At 42.7% G+C, this 19,870-nt stretch carries 16 protein-coding genes; 8 read left to right on the forward strand and 8 right to left on the reverse strand.

Features of this window, described 5'->3' with window-relative positions; all coding sequences use genetic code 11:
• Positions 1-38 precede the first annotated feature (38 nt).
• On the forward strand, positions 39-1,523 hold the full coding sequence (glpK, locus tag FTU22_RS00855) for a glycerol kinase GlpK (protein WP_180092385.1): 1,485 nt from the start codon (positions 39-41) through the stop codon (positions 1,521-1,523).
• Between the two features lie 72 nt (positions 1,524-1,595).
• Here the strand turns inward: glpK and FTU22_RS00860 are convergent, their stop codons facing one another.
• The 3 genes from FTU22_RS00860 to FTU22_RS00870 form a co-directional block, all read right to left on the reverse strand.
• The gene (locus FTU22_RS00860) at positions 1,596-3,122 is read right to left on the reverse strand and encodes a DHA2 family efflux MFS transporter permease subunit (protein ID WP_180092403.1); all 1,527 of its coding nucleotides are present in this window, start codon (positions 3,120-3,122) and stop codon (positions 1,596-1,598) included.
• A gap of 6 nt (positions 3,123-3,128) precedes the next feature.
• Positions 3,129-4,280 carry an efflux RND transporter periplasmic adaptor subunit gene (locus tag FTU22_RS00865; RefSeq protein ID WP_180092406.1) on the reverse strand — a complete coding sequence of 384 codons (1,152 nt, stop codon included), beginning with the start codon at positions 4,278-4,280 and terminating at the stop codon, positions 3,129-3,131.
• Between the two features lie 262 nt (positions 4,281-4,542).
• Positions 4,543-5,040, reverse strand: a complete 498-nt coding sequence (locus tag FTU22_RS00870; protein ID WP_078193090.1) for a thioesterase family protein — start codon at positions 5,038-5,040, stop codon at positions 4,543-4,545.
• Positions 5,041-5,147: 107 nt separating this feature from the next.
• Here FTU22_RS00870 and hemB point away from each other — a divergent pair, with 107 nt between their 5' ends.
• Positions 5,148-6,161 (forward strand): porphobilinogen synthase, encoded by a 1,014-nt coding sequence (gene hemB, locus FTU22_RS00875; RefSeq protein WP_180092410.1) that lies wholly within the window; start codon positions 5,148-5,150, stop codon positions 6,159-6,161.
• Positions 6,162-6,298: 137 nt separating this feature from the next.
• The gene (gene thiO, locus FTU22_RS00880) at positions 6,299-7,423 is read left to right on the forward strand and encodes a glycine oxidase ThiO (protein ID WP_180092413.1); all 1,125 of its coding nucleotides are present in this window, start codon (positions 6,299-6,301) and stop codon (positions 7,421-7,423) included.
• A gap of 21 nt (positions 7,424-7,444) precedes the next feature.
• On the opposite strand, the gene FTU22_RS00885 is transcribed toward thiO, so the two are convergent.
• From FTU22_RS00885 to FTU22_RS00895, 3 genes are all read right to left on the reverse strand, one after another.
• Complete coding sequence (locus FTU22_RS00885) at positions 7,445-8,380, reverse strand: TIGR01777 family oxidoreductase (RefSeq protein WP_180092416.1); 936 nt, start codon at positions 8,378-8,380, stop codon at positions 7,445-7,447.
• A gap of 66 nt (positions 8,381-8,446) precedes the next feature.
• Positions 8,447-8,896 carry an ABZJ_00895 family protein gene (locus FTU22_RS00890; protein WP_180092419.1) on the reverse strand — a complete coding sequence of 150 codons (450 nt, stop codon included), beginning with the start codon at positions 8,894-8,896 and terminating at the stop codon, positions 8,447-8,449.
• A gap of 394 nt (positions 8,897-9,290) precedes the next feature.
• Complete coding sequence (locus FTU22_RS00895; protein ID WP_180092422.1) at positions 9,291-10,235, reverse strand: GGDEF domain-containing protein; 945 nt, start codon at positions 10,233-10,235, stop codon at positions 9,291-9,293.
• 169 nt (positions 10,236-10,404) lie between these two features.
• On the opposite strand from FTU22_RS00895, the gene FTU22_RS00900 reads away from it, so the two are divergent.
• The 3 genes from FTU22_RS00900 to FTU22_RS00910 all read left to right on the forward strand — a co-directional run bounded on the left by FTU22_RS00900 (position 10,405) and on the right by FTU22_RS00910 (position 15,789).
• The gene (locus tag FTU22_RS00900) at positions 10,405-10,782 is read left to right on the forward strand and encodes a VOC family protein (RefSeq protein ID WP_111885263.1); all 378 of its coding nucleotides are present in this window, start codon (positions 10,405-10,407) and stop codon (positions 10,780-10,782) included.
• A gap of 138 nt (positions 10,783-10,920) precedes the next feature.
• Positions 10,921-12,168, forward strand: coding sequence for an exonuclease SbcCD subunit D (locus FTU22_RS00905; protein WP_180092425.1), 1,248 nt, complete (start codon positions 10,921-10,923; stop codon positions 12,166-12,168).
• A gap of 9 nt (positions 12,169-12,177) precedes the next feature.
• Positions 12,178-15,789, forward strand: a complete 3,612-nt coding sequence (locus FTU22_RS00910; protein ID WP_180092428.1) for an AAA family ATPase — start codon at positions 12,178-12,180, stop codon at positions 15,787-15,789.
• A 48-nt stretch (positions 15,790-15,837) separates the two neighbouring features.
• On the opposite strand, the gene FTU22_RS00915 is transcribed toward FTU22_RS00910, so the two are convergent.
• Both FTU22_RS00915 and FTU22_RS00920 read right to left on the reverse strand, forming a co-directional pair.
• Complete coding sequence (locus tag FTU22_RS00915) at positions 15,838-16,638, reverse strand: thioesterase family protein (RefSeq protein WP_078193098.1); 801 nt, start codon at positions 16,636-16,638, stop codon at positions 15,838-15,840.
• Positions 16,639-16,831: 193 nt separating this feature from the next.
• Positions 16,832-17,518: a YggS family pyridoxal phosphate-dependent enzyme gene (locus tag FTU22_RS00920; RefSeq protein ID WP_180026560.1), complete on the reverse strand. Its 687-nt coding sequence runs from the start codon at positions 17,516-17,518 to the stop codon at positions 16,832-16,834.
• Between the two features lie 125 nt (positions 17,519-17,643).
• On the opposite strand from FTU22_RS00920, the gene FTU22_RS00925 reads away from it, so the two are divergent.
• Both FTU22_RS00925 and FTU22_RS00930 read left to right on the forward strand, forming a co-directional pair.
• Entirely contained in the window at positions 17,644-18,681 is a 1,038-nt protein-coding gene (locus tag FTU22_RS00925; RefSeq protein ID WP_078190026.1) for a type IV pilus twitching motility protein PilT, read from the forward strand.
• Positions 18,682-18,708: 27 nt separating this feature from the next.
• On the forward strand, positions 18,709-19,830 hold the full coding sequence (locus tag FTU22_RS00930; protein WP_078193100.1) for a PilT/PilU family type 4a pilus ATPase: 1,122 nt from the start codon (positions 18,709-18,711) through the stop codon (positions 19,828-19,830).
• Positions 19,831-19,870 lie beyond the last annotated feature (40 nt).

A 19,870-nucleotide genomic window follows, 5' to 3' on the forward strand; every position in this document is an offset into this window, starting at 1 on the left:
TTAATATTTTATTTTTCAAGACCGCAAAAGAAAAATATATGAGCTATTTATTGGCACTCGATCAAGGAACGACTTCAAGTCGTGCGATCATTTTTAACGAACATGGACAAGTTCAAGCTACAGCTCAACGGGAAACCCATATTCAAACCCCGCATTCGGGTTGGGTGGAGCAAGATGCTCAAGAAATTTGGAGTACACAAATTGCCGTCGTGCAACAAGCACTCGCTTCTGCTCGTATCCTCGCAAAAGATATTAAAGCCATTGGACTGACCAATCAGCGTGAAACCACTGTGGTTTGGGATAAACGCACAGGTCAACCGCTTGCTCCTGCAATTGTCTGGCAAGACCGCCGTGCCACAGAATGGTGTGGACGACTGACCCAACAAAACCTCAATGACCTCATTCACAAAAAGACTGGATTACGTATCGACCCCTATTTTAGTGCTGGGAAATTGGTCTGGTTATTAGAACACACACAAGGTCTACGTGAACTCGCTCAGCAAGGTCATGTGGCTTTTGGTACGATTGACAGTTGGTTGGTGTGGAACCTGACGCAAGGTGCAGAGCATGTGATTGAAGCCAGCAATGCCTCACGAACCATGCTAATGAACTTACAGCAACAAGCTTGGGATGAAGAACTCTTAGAATTATTCGATATTCCCCTGTCGGTCCTCCCTAAAATCATCAGTTCAGATGAATATATTGCAGATACCGCTACAGGTTTACTTGGCGCAAACATTCCCATTACCGGCATCTTAGGTGACCAGCAATCCGCGCTGTTTGGACAGTCATGCTTTGACGCAGGAACAGCAAAAAATACCTATGGTACCGGCTGTTTCATGCTCTTTAACACCGGCACCGAAGTTCAATATAGCCATAATAAATTACTCTCGACCCTTGCATGGCAAGCTCAAGGTCAAACCCATTATGCACTTGAAGGCAGTGTATTTATGGCTGGCGCAATTGTGCAATGGCTAAGAGACGGTTTAGGGATTATTCAAAAAAGCAGTGATGTTGAAAAACTCGCATGCCAAGTGGAGCATACCGATGGCGTGGTTTTGGTTCCCGCCTTTACTGGGCTAGGCGCTCCGCATTGGGACAGTGATGCCCGCGCCCTCCTCTGTGGAATGTCACGAGGTACCAATAAATCCCACATAGCTCGTGCCGCCTTAGAGGCTATTGCTTTTCAAGTGTCGGATGTATTGACCGCCATGCAGTCAGACCTGTCTAGTCCACTTAAAGAACTCCGGGTCGATGGAGGTGCCAGTAGCAATGATATGCTGATGCAATTTCAGGCCGATATTTTAAATGTGCCTGTACTGCGTCCTAAACTTTTAGAATCAACAGCATGGGGCGCTGCCGCAATGGCCGGACTCAAAGCGGGTGTGTTTTCAAATCTTGATGAAATTGCCGCTTCATGGCAATTAGAACGTGCTTTTGAACCAAAAATGAATGCCGATCAACGTGAATTTCATTTGGCCCAGTGGCAATCTGCACTCAAACGGGCGCGCTCGGACCTTTAATTTTTTTCAATCTACACCGTGCGCAATAAAAATAACCGCTCATTCGAGCGGTTTTTTTATACTTGATAATATTTAATGTGCATGACCACCACCCACACCTGCTTTAGGCCGTGGGCAGAGCCAAATGATGAGTGCAGCGAATATGAAGACACCGGCCAGTACTAAAAACACATGATTGGCTGAAAGCGTTAAGGCTTCTTTATCCACCAAACTGGAGATGTAACCCAATGCGGCTTCTGAACTCATTCCATGATTCACCAAGGTATTTTGTACCTCAGTAACATGTAAATTACTGACCATTTCACTGCGTGCAACTTTGGTGTGATCATCCCAAATGGTTACTGCAATCGACGCTCCAATAGCCCCTGCCATGGTCCGTAAGAAGTTCATTAAACCCGCTGCTGATGCCATGTCTTGTGGCAGTACAGATGCTAAAGCCATATTGGACAAAGGAATAAAGAAAAATGGCACGGCAAAACCTTGTAATATTTGCGGTAAAGCCAAAGTCATAAAGTCCGCATCCGTGGTCCAAAAGGCGCGCATAAGGGTGACTCCGCCCAAAATACTTAAACCAAAACTCGACAAAGCACGTTGATCGTATTTGGTTGCAAGCTTCGCAACAATTGGCGACATGGTCAGACTACCGACGCCCATCGTTGCCGTGAGATAACCTGCCCACGTTGCGGTATAGCCCAAGTTGATCTGTAACCACTGCGGAATCAGAACAATACTGCCAAAGAAGGCACCAAAACCAAAGGCCAAAGCCAAGACCGAAATGGTAAAACTTCGGTACTTAAACAGCAGTATATTCACCACAGGATGCCGCTCAGTCAGCTCCCAAATCGTGAAAATGATCAGTCCAACAAATGCCGTCAGTGCCAGCACCACGATAAATGGATTATTAAACCAATCTCGCTCATGGCCTAAGTCCAACATCAATTGCAAGGCACCGATCCACAACACCAACAGCAGTAAACCACCGCGGTCAATTTTCAATTTCTGTGTTGGAGTTTCAGCCGTTTTCAGTAAGCGCATCGCTGCGATTGCACAACCGATCCCGACAGGAATATTGATAAAGAAAATCCAATGCCAAGATAAATTATCACTGATCGTACCACCCAAAATTGGACCTAAAATAGGGCCAACTACGGTGGTCATCGCCCACATCCCCATGGCTTGGGATTGCTTTTCAGGAGGGAAAATGCGCATTAACAACGTTTGGCTCAGTGGCATAATCGGACCACCAAACAAACCTTGCCCAATTCGGCAAAACACCAACATTTCTAAACTGGTCGATAAACCACACAGTATCGAAAATACAGTAAAGCCAAACAGGCTGATCACAAAAACCCGTACAGAACCAAAGCGCCCAGCGAGCCAACCGGTTAATGGCACACAAATCGCTTCTGCCACAGCATAGGAGGTAATGACCCATGTCCCTTGGGATGCCGATACTGCAAGGCTACCGGTAATATGCGGCAAAGATACATTGGCAATGGTCATGTCGAGCACAACCATAAAGTTCGCCAATGCCAAGACCAAGGCAGCGAGAATCAGACGACCACCTTTCAGGTCAGTCATTTGCATTTGCTGATTCATAGGCAATTACTTCGATTTCAAGTCAATCGTCGCTTCCATAGACAGCCCCACACGTAGTGGGTGTTCTGCCAACTCTTTTGGATCTAAACGTATCCTCACAGGTAAACGCTGAACCACTTTAATCCAGTTACCTGTGGCATTTTGTGCTGGAATCAAGGCAAATGCTGAACCTGTGCCACCAGAAAAACCAGTGACTATGCCATTAAATTTAACTTTGTCACCATACAGATCAGATGTCAGTTCAACTTTTTGACCCGCTTGCACCCCTGCCAATTGGCTTTCTTTAAAGTTGGCATCGACATATAACTGAGAGACAGGCACCACCATCATTAATGACGTTCCCGGTGCAATGCGTTGCCCAACTTGAATATTGCGACGTGTCACTACACCATCAAAGGGTGCTTTAATTTGTGTACGTTCTAAGTCCAATTGCGCTTGTTGTAGACGTGCTTGCGCAACTAAAACATCTGGGGTTGAATTTTCATTGCTGTCTTGAATTAATGCATCATTCGCAGCTTTATTACTTTGTGCCGCTTTTTGACTAGATTTGGCTTGAGCGAGCCCTGCTTGAGCCACATTAAAACTGGCTTTAGCTGTATTCACAGCACTTTGCGCTGTGCTTAATTCTTCTTTAGAAATCGCACCCGAAGCAGCCAATTGTTGACGACGTTGTAATTCATCTTGTGCTTTATTCAGATCGGCTTGTGCCTTGGCGACTTGTGCGCTTGCACTATGAATCGCATCATCACTGACAAAGATTTGTGAGTTTAAAGAGCTACTATTCGCCGCAGTTTGTTTGTATTGGCGTTTTGCTTTAAGTAATTCAGCCTGTGCCTGAGCTAAGGCAATTTCAGCATCACGAGCATCAATGCGAACAAGCACATCGCCTTTTTTCACTTGCTGCGTATCACTCACCAAAACCTCTGCCACTTGCCCCGTGACCATCGAGGTAATCGACGCTGTTTCTGCACCGACATAGGCATTATCGGTACTGACGGAATGATTTAGAAATATTGACCAAATCAAATACATCACCAAAGCAATCACGATCAATACAGCCACTATACCAAGGCCTTTTTTTCTGCGTGCTTTTAATTCCTGATCGGTGGGCTGCTCTGTAGATGGGGTTTCTGGCAGGTTACTAACGGTATCTGTCATAGATTTGTCCTAAATCTAGCAGACTTGGTCATGGCATCATGAGCTTTGCAAAGCATGTCAACTTTGCTGTCAGATAATGGTGTCGTGAGAAAGTCTATCTTCTTCAATTTTCCGGCATTTTAAAGCTAAAAAATCATATCCTGAGAATAGAAAATGTAACTCGTCAGTCTTTTTTTCGTCGGCAACAGGATAAAATCATGCCCTGCTGCCAATACTGGACTTTATTTTTTCATCATTTTGAATGTGTTAACTTAAAAATGGCTTAATAAGCATACGATGCAATCGCCGTTGCAATCGCTTTACCTTCATCATTGACCATGGTCATACGCATAGTGCAACCCTTACGGCCTAAACGTAAGGTTTCTGCTCGTGCAACGAAATACTGTCCACGTCCTGGCGCCAAATAATCCACACGCATATCGACGGTCGCTAAGCGAGATACCTTTTTACTCGTTTCTACTATATCTTCAGCTGTGGCCTTTTTATACAATTCTGCCATCGCAGAGATACCACCGATACTGTCGAGTAGGGTTGCCGCGACGCCACCATGTAAAATTTGGAATGCGACATTTCCAATTAGATTACTGGCCATGTCGACACGTGCTTCGATCTGACCATCAATCACCGTCATTTTCATGGCATTGTGTACAAAAAATGGGGAGCTGTTAAATGCTTGAGCAATGTTATTTAATAAAGTATCGATTTCATTCTTCGAGTTTAGGTCAATATTACCGGTCCAACTCTTATTTACATCTGTCATAGCCTACTCGAATCGCTGTCATTGAATAAAAAAATAATACGGGGTGCGCCAAACCCTCATTATGCGTCTACAATAGTCAAAGTTTAATACTGATCAATGAGATTGTTATGACCTATACGTTCAATCGTGCAGCTTTTCCTGCCACTCGCATGCGTCGCATTCGTAAAAATGACCAGCTTCGCGCTATGGTGCGTGAAACTCAACTGACGACTGATCATCTCATTTATCCAGTATTTGTGTTGCCAGGCCAGCAACAAACTCAAGATATTCCAAGCATGCCAAACGTACAGCGTCTATCTGCTGACTTGTTACTAAAAAAGGCAGAACGTTTACTCGAATTGGGTGTTTCAAAATTAGCTTTGTTCCCAGTTACACCACAGGAAGATAAAAGTTTAACGGCTGAAGCAGCTTGGCATGAAGATGGCTTAGTCCAAAGCACCATCCGCTTATTAAAAAAAGAACTACCAGAAATGGTTCTCATCACTGATGGTGCGCTCGACCCATACACCACACATGGTCAAGACGGTATCATTGATGATACCGGCTATGTACTGAATGATGAAACCGTTGAATGCTTAATTAAACAAGCACTCAGCCATGCTGAAGCGGGTGCAGATGTGGTTGCACCAAGTGACATGATGGATGGTCGTATCGGTGCAATTCGCCAAGCCCTTGAAGCCAATGGCCATATCTATACCAACATCATGGCTTATTCTGCAAAATATGCGTCGAGCTTTTACGGGCCATTCCGTGATGCGGTAGGTTCTTCAAGCAACCTCAAAGGTGGCAATAAATACAATTACCAAATGGACATCGGTAACCGTGCTGAAGCTTTACATGAAATCGCACTCGATATTCAAGAAGGCGCCGACATGGTGATTGTAAAACCGGGTATGCCGTATTTAGATATCGTCCGTGAAGTCAAAGATAATTTCGGTGTTCCAACATTTGTCTATCAAGTGAGTGGCGAATACGCCATGTTGGCAGGTGCCATTCAAAATGGTTGGCTATCTGAAAACGTGATTATCGAATCGCTTATGAGCTGCCGCCGTGCAGGTGCAGATGGGATCTGGACTTACTTTGCTGAAGATGCAGCACTCATGTTGAAAGACATGAAATAACCTGCAAAGCCTTCCTGAAATGGTAACGTTCAGGAAGGCTTTTTTATATCTGTAAAATTTAAAAAACAGTCTTGGAAGAAAAACTTCGGCGTTGCTGAAGTTAAGATCAAACTCATACATTCATCGGTTAAAAGAACATGAATATTGCCATTATTGGGGCGGGTATTAGTGGTTTACTCAGCGCATTGGAACTCGTTGAACGCGGTTGTACGGTGACGATTTTCGACCAACAACGCACAGGTTCTGCCGCATCTTGGGCTGGTGGTGGCATCCTCTCCCCGATGTATCCTTGGCGATATCCCAATGAAGTCAATGCGCTCGCACGTTATGGCAAGCAGAGCTACCAAAAATGGAATGAAAAATTAAAACCTATGACTGGGATTGATTTTGAAATTCATGAAACTGGCATGTTGATTTTTGATGAAGATGATTTTGAAATTGGCTTAGATTATGCCCGTTTGCACCAAGACCCAATGCAACAGGCGGAATATTTACAATCCGAGCAAATTGAGCAGATTAATCCTCACATTTCAGCACGCTTTGCACATGGCATTTATTTTTCGCAATTAGCCAACATCCGTAATCCGCGACTTTTGCAGTCATTAACGGCTTATTTACAGCAGCATCCTAAAGTTCAGATTTATGAACATTGCCCTATCCACCAATTAAACCGTTCGGACAATCGTATCCAGTCCATCACCACCGCAGATGGCATACAACATACAGCTGATCAATTCGTTATTGCCACGGGCGCTTGGTCAGCCGCATGGAGTGAACAACTAGACATTGAGATACCCGTACAACCCGTACAAGGACAAATGCTTCTCTTTAAAACTCCGCAGAACTGGTTGCCGACCATGTGCATGAATAAAGTCATGTACTTGATTCCACGCCAAGACGGTCATGTGGTTTGCGGCTCAAGTATGCGCCAATGTGGCTTTGATACTCAGACAACAAACACAACCTTGCAGCATATTCAAAAATCGTGCTTTGACATGGTACCAGAGCTTGCCAACTTTCCGATTGTGAAATCTTGGGCTGGCCTGCGTCCATCTTCCCCTGAAGGGATTCCGTATATTGGGCAGATGCCAAATTTCGACAATCTATGGGCAAACTTTGGGCATTTTAGAAATGGTTTATGCATGGGACCTGCTTCAGCTCAGTTATTGGCTGAACTGATGACTGGGGAAACACCTTCATTCAATGCAGACCACTATAGTCCGACTCGCCTGTTTCAAGATGCATTATTAAGTGTCGAATAATGGTCAATCCGTCAAATTCAACTAAGCCAATAAATCCTGTAAGGCTTCTTTTAACGTCGGAAATTTAAACTCAAAGCCTTGCTGTAATAATGCGGCTGGCTGAACCAGTTGACCATTTAAAATTAATTGCGATTGCTCACCCAATAAAATTTTAAAAACAATTGCAGGCACATTGAGCCACGGCTTTTTGGCTAATTGACGTGCTGCAATCTGCGCAAACTGAGCCTGCGTCGTTTTTTCCGGCGCAACTAAATTAAAAATATGCGGATCAATTGGCGTAGGTTCAAGCAACCCATATTTTTTCTCTGCTTGTTTCATTAAAAACAGCATACTTCGGATCACATCTTGTATGTGTATCCACACAAAAGGCTGCCGACCAGAACCTATTTTATTGACCAAATTGAACTGAATCGGTCGCAACATTTGCGGTAAGATCCCGCCACCTTCAGCCAAGACCACACCTAGTCGTGTGATAATGGTATTTTGTTCAGGAAATTGGCGTGTGACTTGCTCCCAACTTTGGCATAGCTCTGACATAAAAATGGCTTGTGGTGCAGTATTTTCATCGCACACTTTTGTCCATTGTTCTTCAATATCAATACCATAATAGCCAACAGCCGAACCTGAAATAATGCATTTCGGAAAAATTTTACGTTTACGTAAATATTGATACAGCGCTTCTGTGGTTTTGACCCGACTTTCTAATAATTGCTGTTTACGCGTCTCTGTCCAACGACCTTTGCCGATACTTTCACCTGCAAGATTAATCACATAATCAATTCTGTCATGAGGAATTTGATCGAGCTGCTGTACCCAAGTTAAATGTGGTGATTTAGAAATACGCTCAGCCTTACGACTGAGCCCAATCACTTTATAATCCGCAGCTAAAAGTGCCTTGATGAGATGTGTGCCAATAAAACCGCTGCCACCCGTCATCAGTACTGTGGGCTGATGCATAATTTGTTCTTATCTATATGAAATAATACTATTATCTATAGAACAAGATCACCAAACGATCAAGCTTTATGCACCAAACTTTTGAGCAGCCATCCGCTGTGCTTGCGGACCATAAAACCAATAGGTGATTAAATACAAAGGGATAGCCATCAGTAACAACATGATCACCATTAAACTCATAAACTGAGGATGTTGAACATAGAGCATTAAATTTTGCCAAATTTCAGGATCTTTTCTTGAAAAAATTGCGATACCCAAAAGTACAAAAGCTAAATTATATAACCAAAAAATCAGGCTAAAACCTAAGGTAAATTTTTTACGCTCTGCCTGTGTCGGTGCTCTCTGATTTTTATTTAAAAACCGAAATAACACCACGATCATGGCAATCAGGTAGGGTACGACCGTTAAAATACCACCCACACCCCGTGGCAATAATGCTGCGATCACACCGCAAATACAGGTCATGATTAAACAAATGAAAAAAAATAAGAAAAAATAACGTGTTAAAGACACCATGACCCAAACCCAAGAAGAAGTTGACACCTAGTATAAAAAAAAATGCATTTTTTTTCATTTTCATGTCAACCAATCTGTAATCGACTACGTTATATAGGGTACAAGGTCTGTAGCAACCGATGATTTGGACGGCATCCACAATGTTTCGGTGGCCTTTTTAAAAGCAATAAGTTTCATTTTGAATTTAAGTATGAACAGCAGCCATCACTTAAATTTAAAATCGATTTTTTGACCGACGATTTCATCATCACTCGAATCGTCGGTCTTTTATTTTGTGCCTTATGTATTCAGCATTTAATTTTTATATTCTACACCCAAAAAAATCAGCCGATAAAATATCGACTGACTGAAAATTTTATGCAACTTTAAAATAAGTCACAACTGCAAATCTATGTTATGCAGCACAGTAGCGATTACGCCCCTGTCTTTTCGCTACATAGAGGTTTTTATCAACTTGATCCAGAAATTGCATTGGATTATCCAGATCTGAAGGAATAATGGTTTTTACCCCCATGCTGAGTGTGACGAGTTCCGACACTGCTGAGGCTTTATGCGGTAATCGTGCAGCACGCACGGCATCCATAATTCTATCAGCCATCACTGCTGCTGCGGCTTCATTGGTCTCTGGTAAAATCCAAGCAAATTCCTCGCCACCAAAACGCGCAACTAAATCACGAGGTCGTGTACAACAAGATTCCAAACTTTTAGCAATTTGACGCAGACAGGTATCCCCAATCACATGACCATTCAAGTCATTGTATTGTTTAAAATAATCTAAATCGATCAAAATTAAACTCAGCGGCTTTTGCGTTCGGATTGCGTTTAACCATTCACGCTGGTAAAAGTCATCAAACAAACGTCGATTTGCAATACCAGTTAAGCCATCTTTATATGAATATTCTTCGAGCTGACGTTGCAATTTTTGTAGTTGTTCCTCTTGTTTTTTCCGCTCGGAAATATCAAACATAAAGCCGACAAGACAATCTACATCACCATTTGGTTTACGCACGACATGAACAACATCACGTATCCAAAGATATGAACCATCTTCTTTAAGTGCACGATAATCTGCTTCATGATCTATACCAGCCATCGACTGTGAAACACAATAATTCAGTACATAATTACGGTCTTCCTCGTGCATACGTGATGCCCAATCATCTACCGTTTTCCAACTACTTTGTTTCCAACCGAGTAACTTTTCAATTTGCGGTCCAATATAACTAAATGTTTTACTGTCCCAATCAATACACCAAGGAATGGCTAATGTAAACTCTAATAAAGTCTTATACACCATACTATTTGCAAGTTTTTCTTCATCAAAAGGATTATTTGGCATGTTGCATCTCCTGCTACCCCAAATGCAGGCAATATACCCGCTGTACAATAATTCACCTATATACAGGATTAGAACAACATTTTATATTCCTAGTTCTTGGTATTTTTTAACCTAATTTCAGATCTCTACTATTTGAAATGTGTAATCCATCAAAGAAAATATAACAACAATGAACCAGCTCTACTATTTTGAAATTAAAAGTTCCGATCCAAAGCGTGAAGTGGCCTTTTATTCTGCAGTTTTCGGTTGGACATTTACCCCAGTTGAAGGGCTACCAATTCAGTACTTCCGTATTGAAACTCAAGGTATTCATGGTGGCTTGTTAGAACGCCCTGCTCAGACGCCACCGACGCACTGCGGCACCAATGCATTTACCTGTAGTTTTGAAGTTGAAGATTTCGACCAAATCGCTGAGAAAATTTTGGCGCAAGGTGGTCAAATTGCCATGGAAAAATTTGCGATCCCCGGTCAATGTTGGCAAGGCTATTTCTTAGACCCAGACCACAATACCTTTGGCCTTGTGCAAGTCGATCCAAATGCACAGTAAACACTTGGTTTTTGATTGGGGAGCTTCTACTTGTCGAGAACGACTTAGTTTGACGTATGAATGATTAATCGCCCTCGAAAACGTGACCATCTGTGATACTTTAGAGCCCAATCAATTTTTTTGATTTTTGGGGCTTGCATGACTGTTCGTTTTTTTCATACTTCTGATTGGCATTTAGGACAATTTTTCTATAACCACTCACGTGACTACGAACATGAACAGTTTCTCAATTGGCTGCTTGAACAAATAGCACAAAAACAGCCACATGCCCTGCTCATTGCAGGCGATGTTTTTGATGTGGTGAATCCAGCATCCAGTGCACAAAAACAACTGTATCAATTTTTAACCGATGCCCATGCTATTGCTCCACATATGCAAACCTTGATGATTGCAGGTAACCACGATTCGGGTTATCGCATTGAACAGGTTGAGCCTTTTTTAGCGAAGTTTAATGCCAAAGCCGTGGGGATTATTTCAAAACAAAACCAGCAATTTGACCTCGATCGTTTACTTGTCCCGATTTATGATGCTAATAAAAACATCATTGCATGGTGTTTAACTTTACCTTATTTACGCAGTGCTGAAATCACAGGTTTAAATGAGCAAACCACCAACAGTCAAAATGCCATTGCTTATTTACATCAGCAGTTGATTGCGGCAGCAAAAGCTCGTAAACAGCCTGATCAGGCTTTGATTCTGATGTCACATGCACATATGCAAGGTGGTGAAACGTCTGATTCGGAACGCCCGATTGTGGTCGGTAATGAAGAAGCCTTATCAACAGCATTGTTTGATGATGTGATTGATTATGTGGCACTTGGACATTTGCATAAACCGCAAAAAGTGGGACAGACGCATATTCGTTATAGTGGTTCACCTATTCCATTATCATTTAGTGAACGAAATTATAAACATCAAGTGGTCGATGTCCGTATTGATCCTAAAGCAAGCGTAACTGAGCGCTGCCAATACGAATCGCTGATTATTCCTCGTACCGTTGATTTAATTCGGATTCGTAAAGAATTAAAAGATTTGATTAGTGCTGTACAAGCCTTACCGCAAGGTGAAATTGAACATTTGAATGCGCGACATTTTTTAGAGATCGAGTACACCACCGATGCACCGCCCCCTGTCGATTTACGTCAGCAAATTGAAATGGCACTACCTCCAAATCGTTATCGTTTGCTGCGGATTGCGCGCATCTATCAAAAGCAAACTGAGCAACATGACACTTTCACTACAGTCGATCTTAAACCACCAACGCCTGAACGACTGTTCTTGAATCTTTGGGAAAAGATGGGCTATGAGCAAGATGAATCGGTTAAACGTGATTTTTTAACATTGCTCGAAGCCGCGCAACACGATTTGGATCAAAAAGTACAATAAGGATATGCCATGAAAATTTTACGACTCAGTTTAAACAACTTGGCATCTTTGGCGGGTGAACAACATATCCATTTTGAAAATAGTCCATTATCTCAAGCAGGTTTAATTGCGATTACGGGAAAAACAGGTGCAGGTAAATCCACGCTACTCGATGCCATGTGTTTAGCCCTCTATGACGAAGTACCTCGTCTGCGTGGCGCTGCGGGCAGTATTCGTGATGTTGGTGGTAAAGATATTTCCATTAAAGATTCCAAAAATATTTTGCGCCGTGGGACGACTTCAGGTTTTGCTGAACTCGAATTTATTGCCCTGGATGGCAAACGCTACCAAGCGCGTTGGGACATTAGCCGTGCGCGTAAAAAAATCGATGGTAATCTCAAAGTTGAGCGCGCTGTCATCTGCCTTGATGACGGTACGACCCTGACGCAAAAAATCTCTGAAGTCACTCCACTGATCGAAAAGCTGATTGGTTTAAGTTTTGAGCAATTTACTCGTGCGGTGTTATTGGCACAATCTGAGGTTGGGGCATTTTTAAAAGCCAAAGATCATGAACGTGCCGACTTGTTGGAATATCTCACGAATTCGCAAATTTTTAGCGAAGTGAGTAAAAAAGCAGCAGATAAATATAGTGAAATCAAACAGCAACGTGCCGACTTAGAAAAACATATTGGACATTTAGAGATTTTATCGGAAGATGAACTCGCCACGCTCAATCAACAACATCACGCCATAAAACTTGCCTTACATCATTTAGCACAATCCGAAAAATTGCTCGAAAATGATCTGAAATGGCACAAAGATAAACATGAGCTATATGCAAGTGTTCAAGCGAAAAAAGAAGTCTATGATGTTCAAGTGGACGCTGATCTAAAACTGCAACCACAAAAAAAATTATTAGCACAATTGGATTCATTTCAGCCGATTCGTGCACAGTATGAGAGACAAAATGCTGCTCAACTGCAACTTAATCAATTGACACAAGCACTGAGAGATTTTCAGCCGCAGTTACAACAGGCTCAATCGCAACACGAACAAGCACTACAGCTATTACATCAAGCTGAGCAAAATGCGCAATTATGGCAAACACACCTCGAACAGCTTAAACCGCAATTAGAAATTGCGTATCAACTTGATCACGATATTCAAAGCAAAATTAAGCAACATCAGAGTGTTAAGCTTGAGCAACAACAATTTACCCATCACCACGTTCAACCCCTTGAGCAACAATGCGCTCAGCAGCAAGCAAACTTAAATCAAGCGCTGCAACGCAAGCAACAACTCGAACAACAACTCCAGCAACAACAGCAATGGGCAATTTTTGATGCAACATTTGCCACCACTGCACAACGTCTAGATGATTATGTACAGCAATATCAAGCTTTGAACAGCAAACAACCTGAATTATTGCAACAGTCAGTAGAGAGCTTGCAACAACAATACACTGACCTCAAACAACGTATGCAGTCATGGTCAGCGCAATACCAAGACATTGCCTTACTTGAGAAAAAAACGCAGCAAACTCAGCAAACATTGCAGCAGCAAGATCAAGCTACTCGCATTTTGGAACGTCTTGAACAACAAGCCACACACCTCTTACAGCACGAGCAACAATGTCAGCAATTGCAACGACAATTACAAGCCGATGCAAAAATTGCAGCGGATTTAAAACAGCAGACCATTACACAGCAGCAACACGTACAACTTAGCCAAACGTCTCTGCAACAACTCGAGCAAATGTTCGAACAGCAGCGTTTGCTGCAACATCAGAGTGTGCAAGATTTACGCGCCCAACTGAAACCGAATGAAGCCTGTATGGTCTGTGGTAGCCATGCTCATCCCTTTGTGGAACATAAAGATTTGCTGAAGCATGCTTTGGAACAATTGCAAGACCAACAATTACAGCAAGCCAAAAAAGATCACGAGCATCTGTGCAAACAGCTGAATCAATTAGAAATACAATCTTCAAAAATCGAAGCAACGACACAGCAACAACAGCGTCAAATTGATGAACTCTCACAAAGCATCAGCGTGCAGAAGCATAAGTTTGACAATGAACTACGATCACAGCAGTTGGACTTTGATACACAGCAATCTTCTGCTGATCTTTTACAACAGATTCAAGTGGCTTTAGCGCAAACAACGCAAACAACGCAACAACTGCTTGATGATTTACAGCAAGATCAACACACCCTCCAAACATGGCGTTCAACACAGCGACAAGCTGAACAACTACAATATGGTTTACAACAGCGACAACAACTCGAATACCTGATCGAACCTATTACTCAGCAACTTAATACCATGCAGCAACAGCATTGGCAGGCGCATCCACTTCATTATGCTCAACAGATCTTGCAGGAATTACAACAACGTCAGCAATTATTAACGCTGATCAATGAGCAACAAAAACAGTGTGAGCAGTTGCAGGCTGAACAGAATCAACAGCAATTAAAACTTGAATTTTTACAAAAACAATCTCAGGAAAAATTAGATCAATTGGCAGAGATTTCTAGCGCTGGTAAACACTTACGTGAACAACTCAATACTCTGACCGAAACCTATGCAGGTCGTCAGTATCAGTATGTCAGCGAATGGCAAGCAACGCTTGATCGAGAACAGCAGCAATTACAACACGCAATTACTGAAATACGTCAGCAGCTCAAAGGCTCTGAAGACGTATTACAGCAATTGCTTTTAAAACAGCAAAATTTAAATAGTCAAATCAGCTTAAATACACAACAGCTTCAGCAGGCAAGCCAACACATTGCAACATGGCAAGAAACGCATCCTGATTTCTATCCAAGTCTTATTGAACAATGTTTGACGATTAACCATGACCAGCATCAAGACATCCGTCACAACTTATTGAATCATCAGTACACATTGGATACTGCCAAGACTTCATGGCAAACGCTTGAAGAACAATATCAAAAGCATCTCAAACAACAGCCTGAACTCAGCTTTGAAGAGCTACAAAGCAAACTGATGACATTGGCATCGGAGAAAGCGCAGCAGCAAAATGCGTTTAACGAAGCTGATGCGCAACTGCGTATGAATGCTAATAATCAAAGTAACTACGCCAAATATCAATCACAGATTGAGCAAATCAAAACTGAAGAATATCGTTGGGGTCGCATCTACGACTTAATTGGGCACAAAGAAGGCACGAAATTTAAGAAAATCGCCCAAGAGCATCATTTGGATATCTTGGTGGAATATGCTAACCAACAATTACAGCCTCTTTCACAGCGCTATCAATTACATCGTATTCCTGACAGTTTAAGTCTAGCGATTATCGACCTCGATATGAACAGCGAAGTCCGCCCTGTCCTCTCCCTATCTGGTGGTGAAACTTTCTTGGTATCTTTAGCGCTGGCTTTAGCGATTGCCAATATGGCGTCAGGCTCCATGAAGCTCGAATCACTGTTTATTGATGAAGGTTTTGGTACGCTTGACCCTACCTCGTTACATATGGTGATGAATGCTCTGGATCAGCTACAAAACCAAGGGCGTAAAGTCGTGCTAATTTCTCACATTCAAGAAATGCACGAACGAATCCCTGTGCAAATTCAAGTCAATCCTGTCGGAGCAGGTACAAGCACCATCCAAATCGTATCTTAAAAAAAGCCTGCTTAAAGCAGGCTTTATAATTTTTGATTCTCTAGATCATTACGTCCCGAGTGGACGTAGCGTTAAAATCTGTTCACTACGCCCAAATGGGCCATGGACATCATGCAATACAGAACTACTCAAACCAACACCATCCGCTCCATACTGCTGCACGGTTTCCAGACCTAACCACTGTCCCTGTGGTAAACGGTGCAAATGGATTTGTAGATCCAGATTTGGAAAGCCCCAGCCAAATGGCCAATCCTGACGCGGAACAATACCATTGGCGGTATCAACCATGCCCATTAAACGGACAAAATCAGCAGTCGGCTCACCTTCAACCATGTCATGCTGTGTTCTCAGCCACACAATGCCTTGACCTGCACGGCGCCCATGGCTTCTTGCTTCAATCGACTGAATATATCCCCCCGGCCACTGACGGATACCGTCCCAAATCGGCGCAGTTTCTGGCCCAGTCACATCAGCATCCTCCAAACCTTTCACGGACTGGCTATTTTGCGTCATCATGCGCCAAGTGCGTGCCACAATGCAGGTTTTGCCCTGAGCCCGCATTTCAGATTCAATCAGTTCAATGGTTTTTCCCGGACGAATCACTTGCGTGATTATTTCAAACTCGCCAGCAGGAATTAAGCCCAAAATATCGAGGCTAATGCGCCCGATACGCATATCATGACGTGGTGAAAAACGGTCTAATTCAGCACAAATAATGCCTGTAGCTGGTGCCATGTGTTGCTCATGTGCATTCCATGCACCTTGTGCTAAATTGGTCGAATGGTAATGTGCCGTGACACAGCCTTGCGCATCTACGTCGCGTTGAATCAACTGATAATATGCCGTCATGAACTTCCCTATTTGTCCAAGTGTGAATTACTTCAATATCAAAAACATCCTGATTATTTTGTACTCAACTTTAATGGAAAGTTCAAATTAAAAGGCTCACTTTGAACCCATAGGTTTCATCTATTGTGAAAATTTATCTGCTGTGCTTACACTTTATAAGCCTAGTTTTTGAAAGCAGGCTGAATCTTCTGTCCTATTTTGAATAATCACGTGCGCCAAACAATGCTGTCCCCACGCGAACCATCGTTGAACCCGCAGCAATCGCATCAGTCATATCGCCTGACATCCCCATACTTAATGTATCCCAATCTTCAGGTTTCGCATGCTGTGCTTTGACGTGTTCAAAGAGCATTTTGGCATCAGCAAACGCTTGCGGATTGTTTGGAGCAGGAATCACCATCAGTCCACGTAAGCGTAAATTCGGTAGCGTAGAAATCTGTGCGACCAAATCTGCTACTTCATTCGGCTGACAGCCATCCTTCGTATCTTGCGCATCAATATTGACTTGTAGGCAAATATTCAAAGGTGCTTGCGTCGCTTCTCGCTGGCTTGATAAACGCTCCGCAATAATCAAACGGTCTACCCCATGCACCCAAGCAAAGTTTGAAGCCAAATGTTTGGTTTTATTGCGCTGTACATGACCAATGAAATGCCAATCAATCTCTAAATCTGCCAAAGCCTCAATTTTTTCAAGCGCTTCTTGCAGATAATTTTCACCAAATGAGCGTTGCCCCGTTGCATACATTTCTCTTAGCATTTCAGCAGGATGCGTCTTAGATACAGCCAACAATTCAACCGATTGCTGTGGTCGACCCGCAAGTTGGCAAGCCTGCTCAATTTGCTGCAAGACTTGATTTCGTGCTTCTTGAAGTTTATTCATTGACGGGGTTCTCATTTCATTCATCTTTTTTTGCATTGCCCTGCAACTAAGTGTTGGTTAAGCTGTGGGAAAGCCTTATTATTCTATCAAAATAATTAAGATTTAATTTTTATCTCGGGGATTTTATGGACATTACAGAACTATTGGCCTTTGCTGCCAAAAATAACGCTTCGGATTTACATTTATCTTCTGGTATGCCACCAATGATTCGTGTGGATGGTGAAGTTCGTCGTATCAACCTTCCTGCTCTTGAACACAAAGAAGTGCACAAATTGGTTTACGACATCATGAACGATAAACAGCGTCGTGATTACGAAGAAAAATTAGAAACTGACTTTTCATTTGAAGTACCTGGTGTGGCTCGTTTCCGTGTGAACGCATTTAACCAAAACCGTGGTGCTGGTGCCGTATTCCGTACCATTCCTTCAAAAGTACTAACCATTGAAGATCTTGGCATGGGCCAAATCTTCAAAGATATTTGTGAATATCCACGTGGCATCGTATTGGTGACCGGTCCAACAGGTTCGGGTAAATCAACCACGCTTGCTGCGATGGTTGATTACATCAACGACAACCGTTATGACCATATTTTAACGGTCGAAGACCCGATCGAATTTGTACACGAATCAAAAAAATGCTTGGTCAACCAACGTGAAGTACACCGTGATACGCACGGCTTTAACGAAGCACTTCGTTCCGCACTGCGTGAAGACCCGGATATTATCTTAGTCGGTGAGATGCGTGACCTTGAAACCATTCGTTTGGCGCTGACAGCTGCTGAAACCGGTCACTTGGTCTTCGGTACACTCCATACAACCTCTGCCGCAAAAACCATTGACCGTGTGATTGACGTATTCCCTGCTGAAGAAAAAGACATGGTTCGTGCCATGTTATCCGAATCACTTCAAGCCGTAATTTCACAAACCCTACTCAAGAAAAATGGTGGCGGTCGTGTGGCTGCGCATGAAATTATGATTGGTATTCCTGCGATCCGTAACTTGATTCGTGAAAACAAAGTTGCGCAAATGTATTCTGCGATTCAAACGGGTGCCAACTACGGTATGACCACACTCGATCAAAGCCTAAAAAATCTTGTCGCAAAAGGCATTATTAGTACGCAGACTGCACGGACTGCAGCGAAGCAACCCGAATCTTTCTTGTAATTTTTTTATTTTTTTGGGGCGATCGTTATGGATTTTAACGGCTTACTTGATTATATGGTGGAGAAAAAAGCATCGGATTTGTTCATTACAGCCGATGTTGAACCCTCGATTAAGATCAATGGGCAAATTTTGCCAATTGGCTCGACTAAGTTACCAGGGCCGACTGTCGGTCAAATCTTACATTCGATAATGTCTGAAAAACAGCGTAAGGAATTTGCCGATACGCGTGAATGTAACTTTGCCATTAGCAATACCAGTAAATCTGCTCGTTTTCGTGTCAGCGCATTTCAACAACGTGACCAGCCAGGTATGGTGCTGCGTCGTATCGAAACCGTCATTCCAACGATGGATGAGTTGAAATTACCGCCGATTTTAAAAGAATTAGCGATGACCAAGCGTGGAATTATCATTTTCGTAGGTGCAACGGGTACAGGTAAATCAACCTCTTTGGCATCTTTGATTGGCTATCGTAATGAAAATAGCAAAGGTCATATCATTACAATTGAAGACCCGATTGAATTTGTACACCAACACCGAGGCTGTATCATTACCCAACGTGAAGTGGGTATTGATACCGACTCTTTCGAAGTTGCCTTAAAGAATACGCTACGTCAGGCACCTGACGTGATTCTGATTGGTGAGATTCGTTCACGTGAAACCATGGACTATGCGATTGCCTTTGCTGAAACCGGTCACTTGGTTTTTGCAACACTGCATGCCAACAACGCCAACCAGGCCATCGACCGTATCATTCACTTCTTTGAAGCGGATCGTCATAGTCAGCTATTCATGGACTTATCTTTGAACTTAAAAGCAATGGTTGCGCAGCAGTTGATTCCAACCATTGATGGTAATTCACGTCGTGCTGCCATTGAGATTTTGATCAACTCACCTTTAATTTCAGATTTAATCCGTAAGGGTGAAGTGCACGAAATTAAAGACCTGATGAAGCGTTCTCGTGAACTGGGTATGCAAACCTTTGACCAAGCTTTATATGACCTTTATAAAGCCAAGCAAATTAGCTACAAAGATGCGCTCAAACATGCCGATTCACCGAACGACCTGCGTCTACAAATTAAATTGTCTGAAGAAGGCGGTGAGCATTTACTGCGTGCAAATTCAAATATTACCTTTGATGGTCAACATTAAATTTGCATAATGCTTTCGGAAATAAAAAACAGACTTCATA

Source organism: Acinetobacter sp. YH12076 (assembly GCF_013419525.1).
GTDB classification, from domain to species: domain Bacteria; phylum Pseudomonadota; class Gammaproteobacteria; order Pseudomonadales; family Moraxellaceae; genus Acinetobacter; species Acinetobacter amyesii.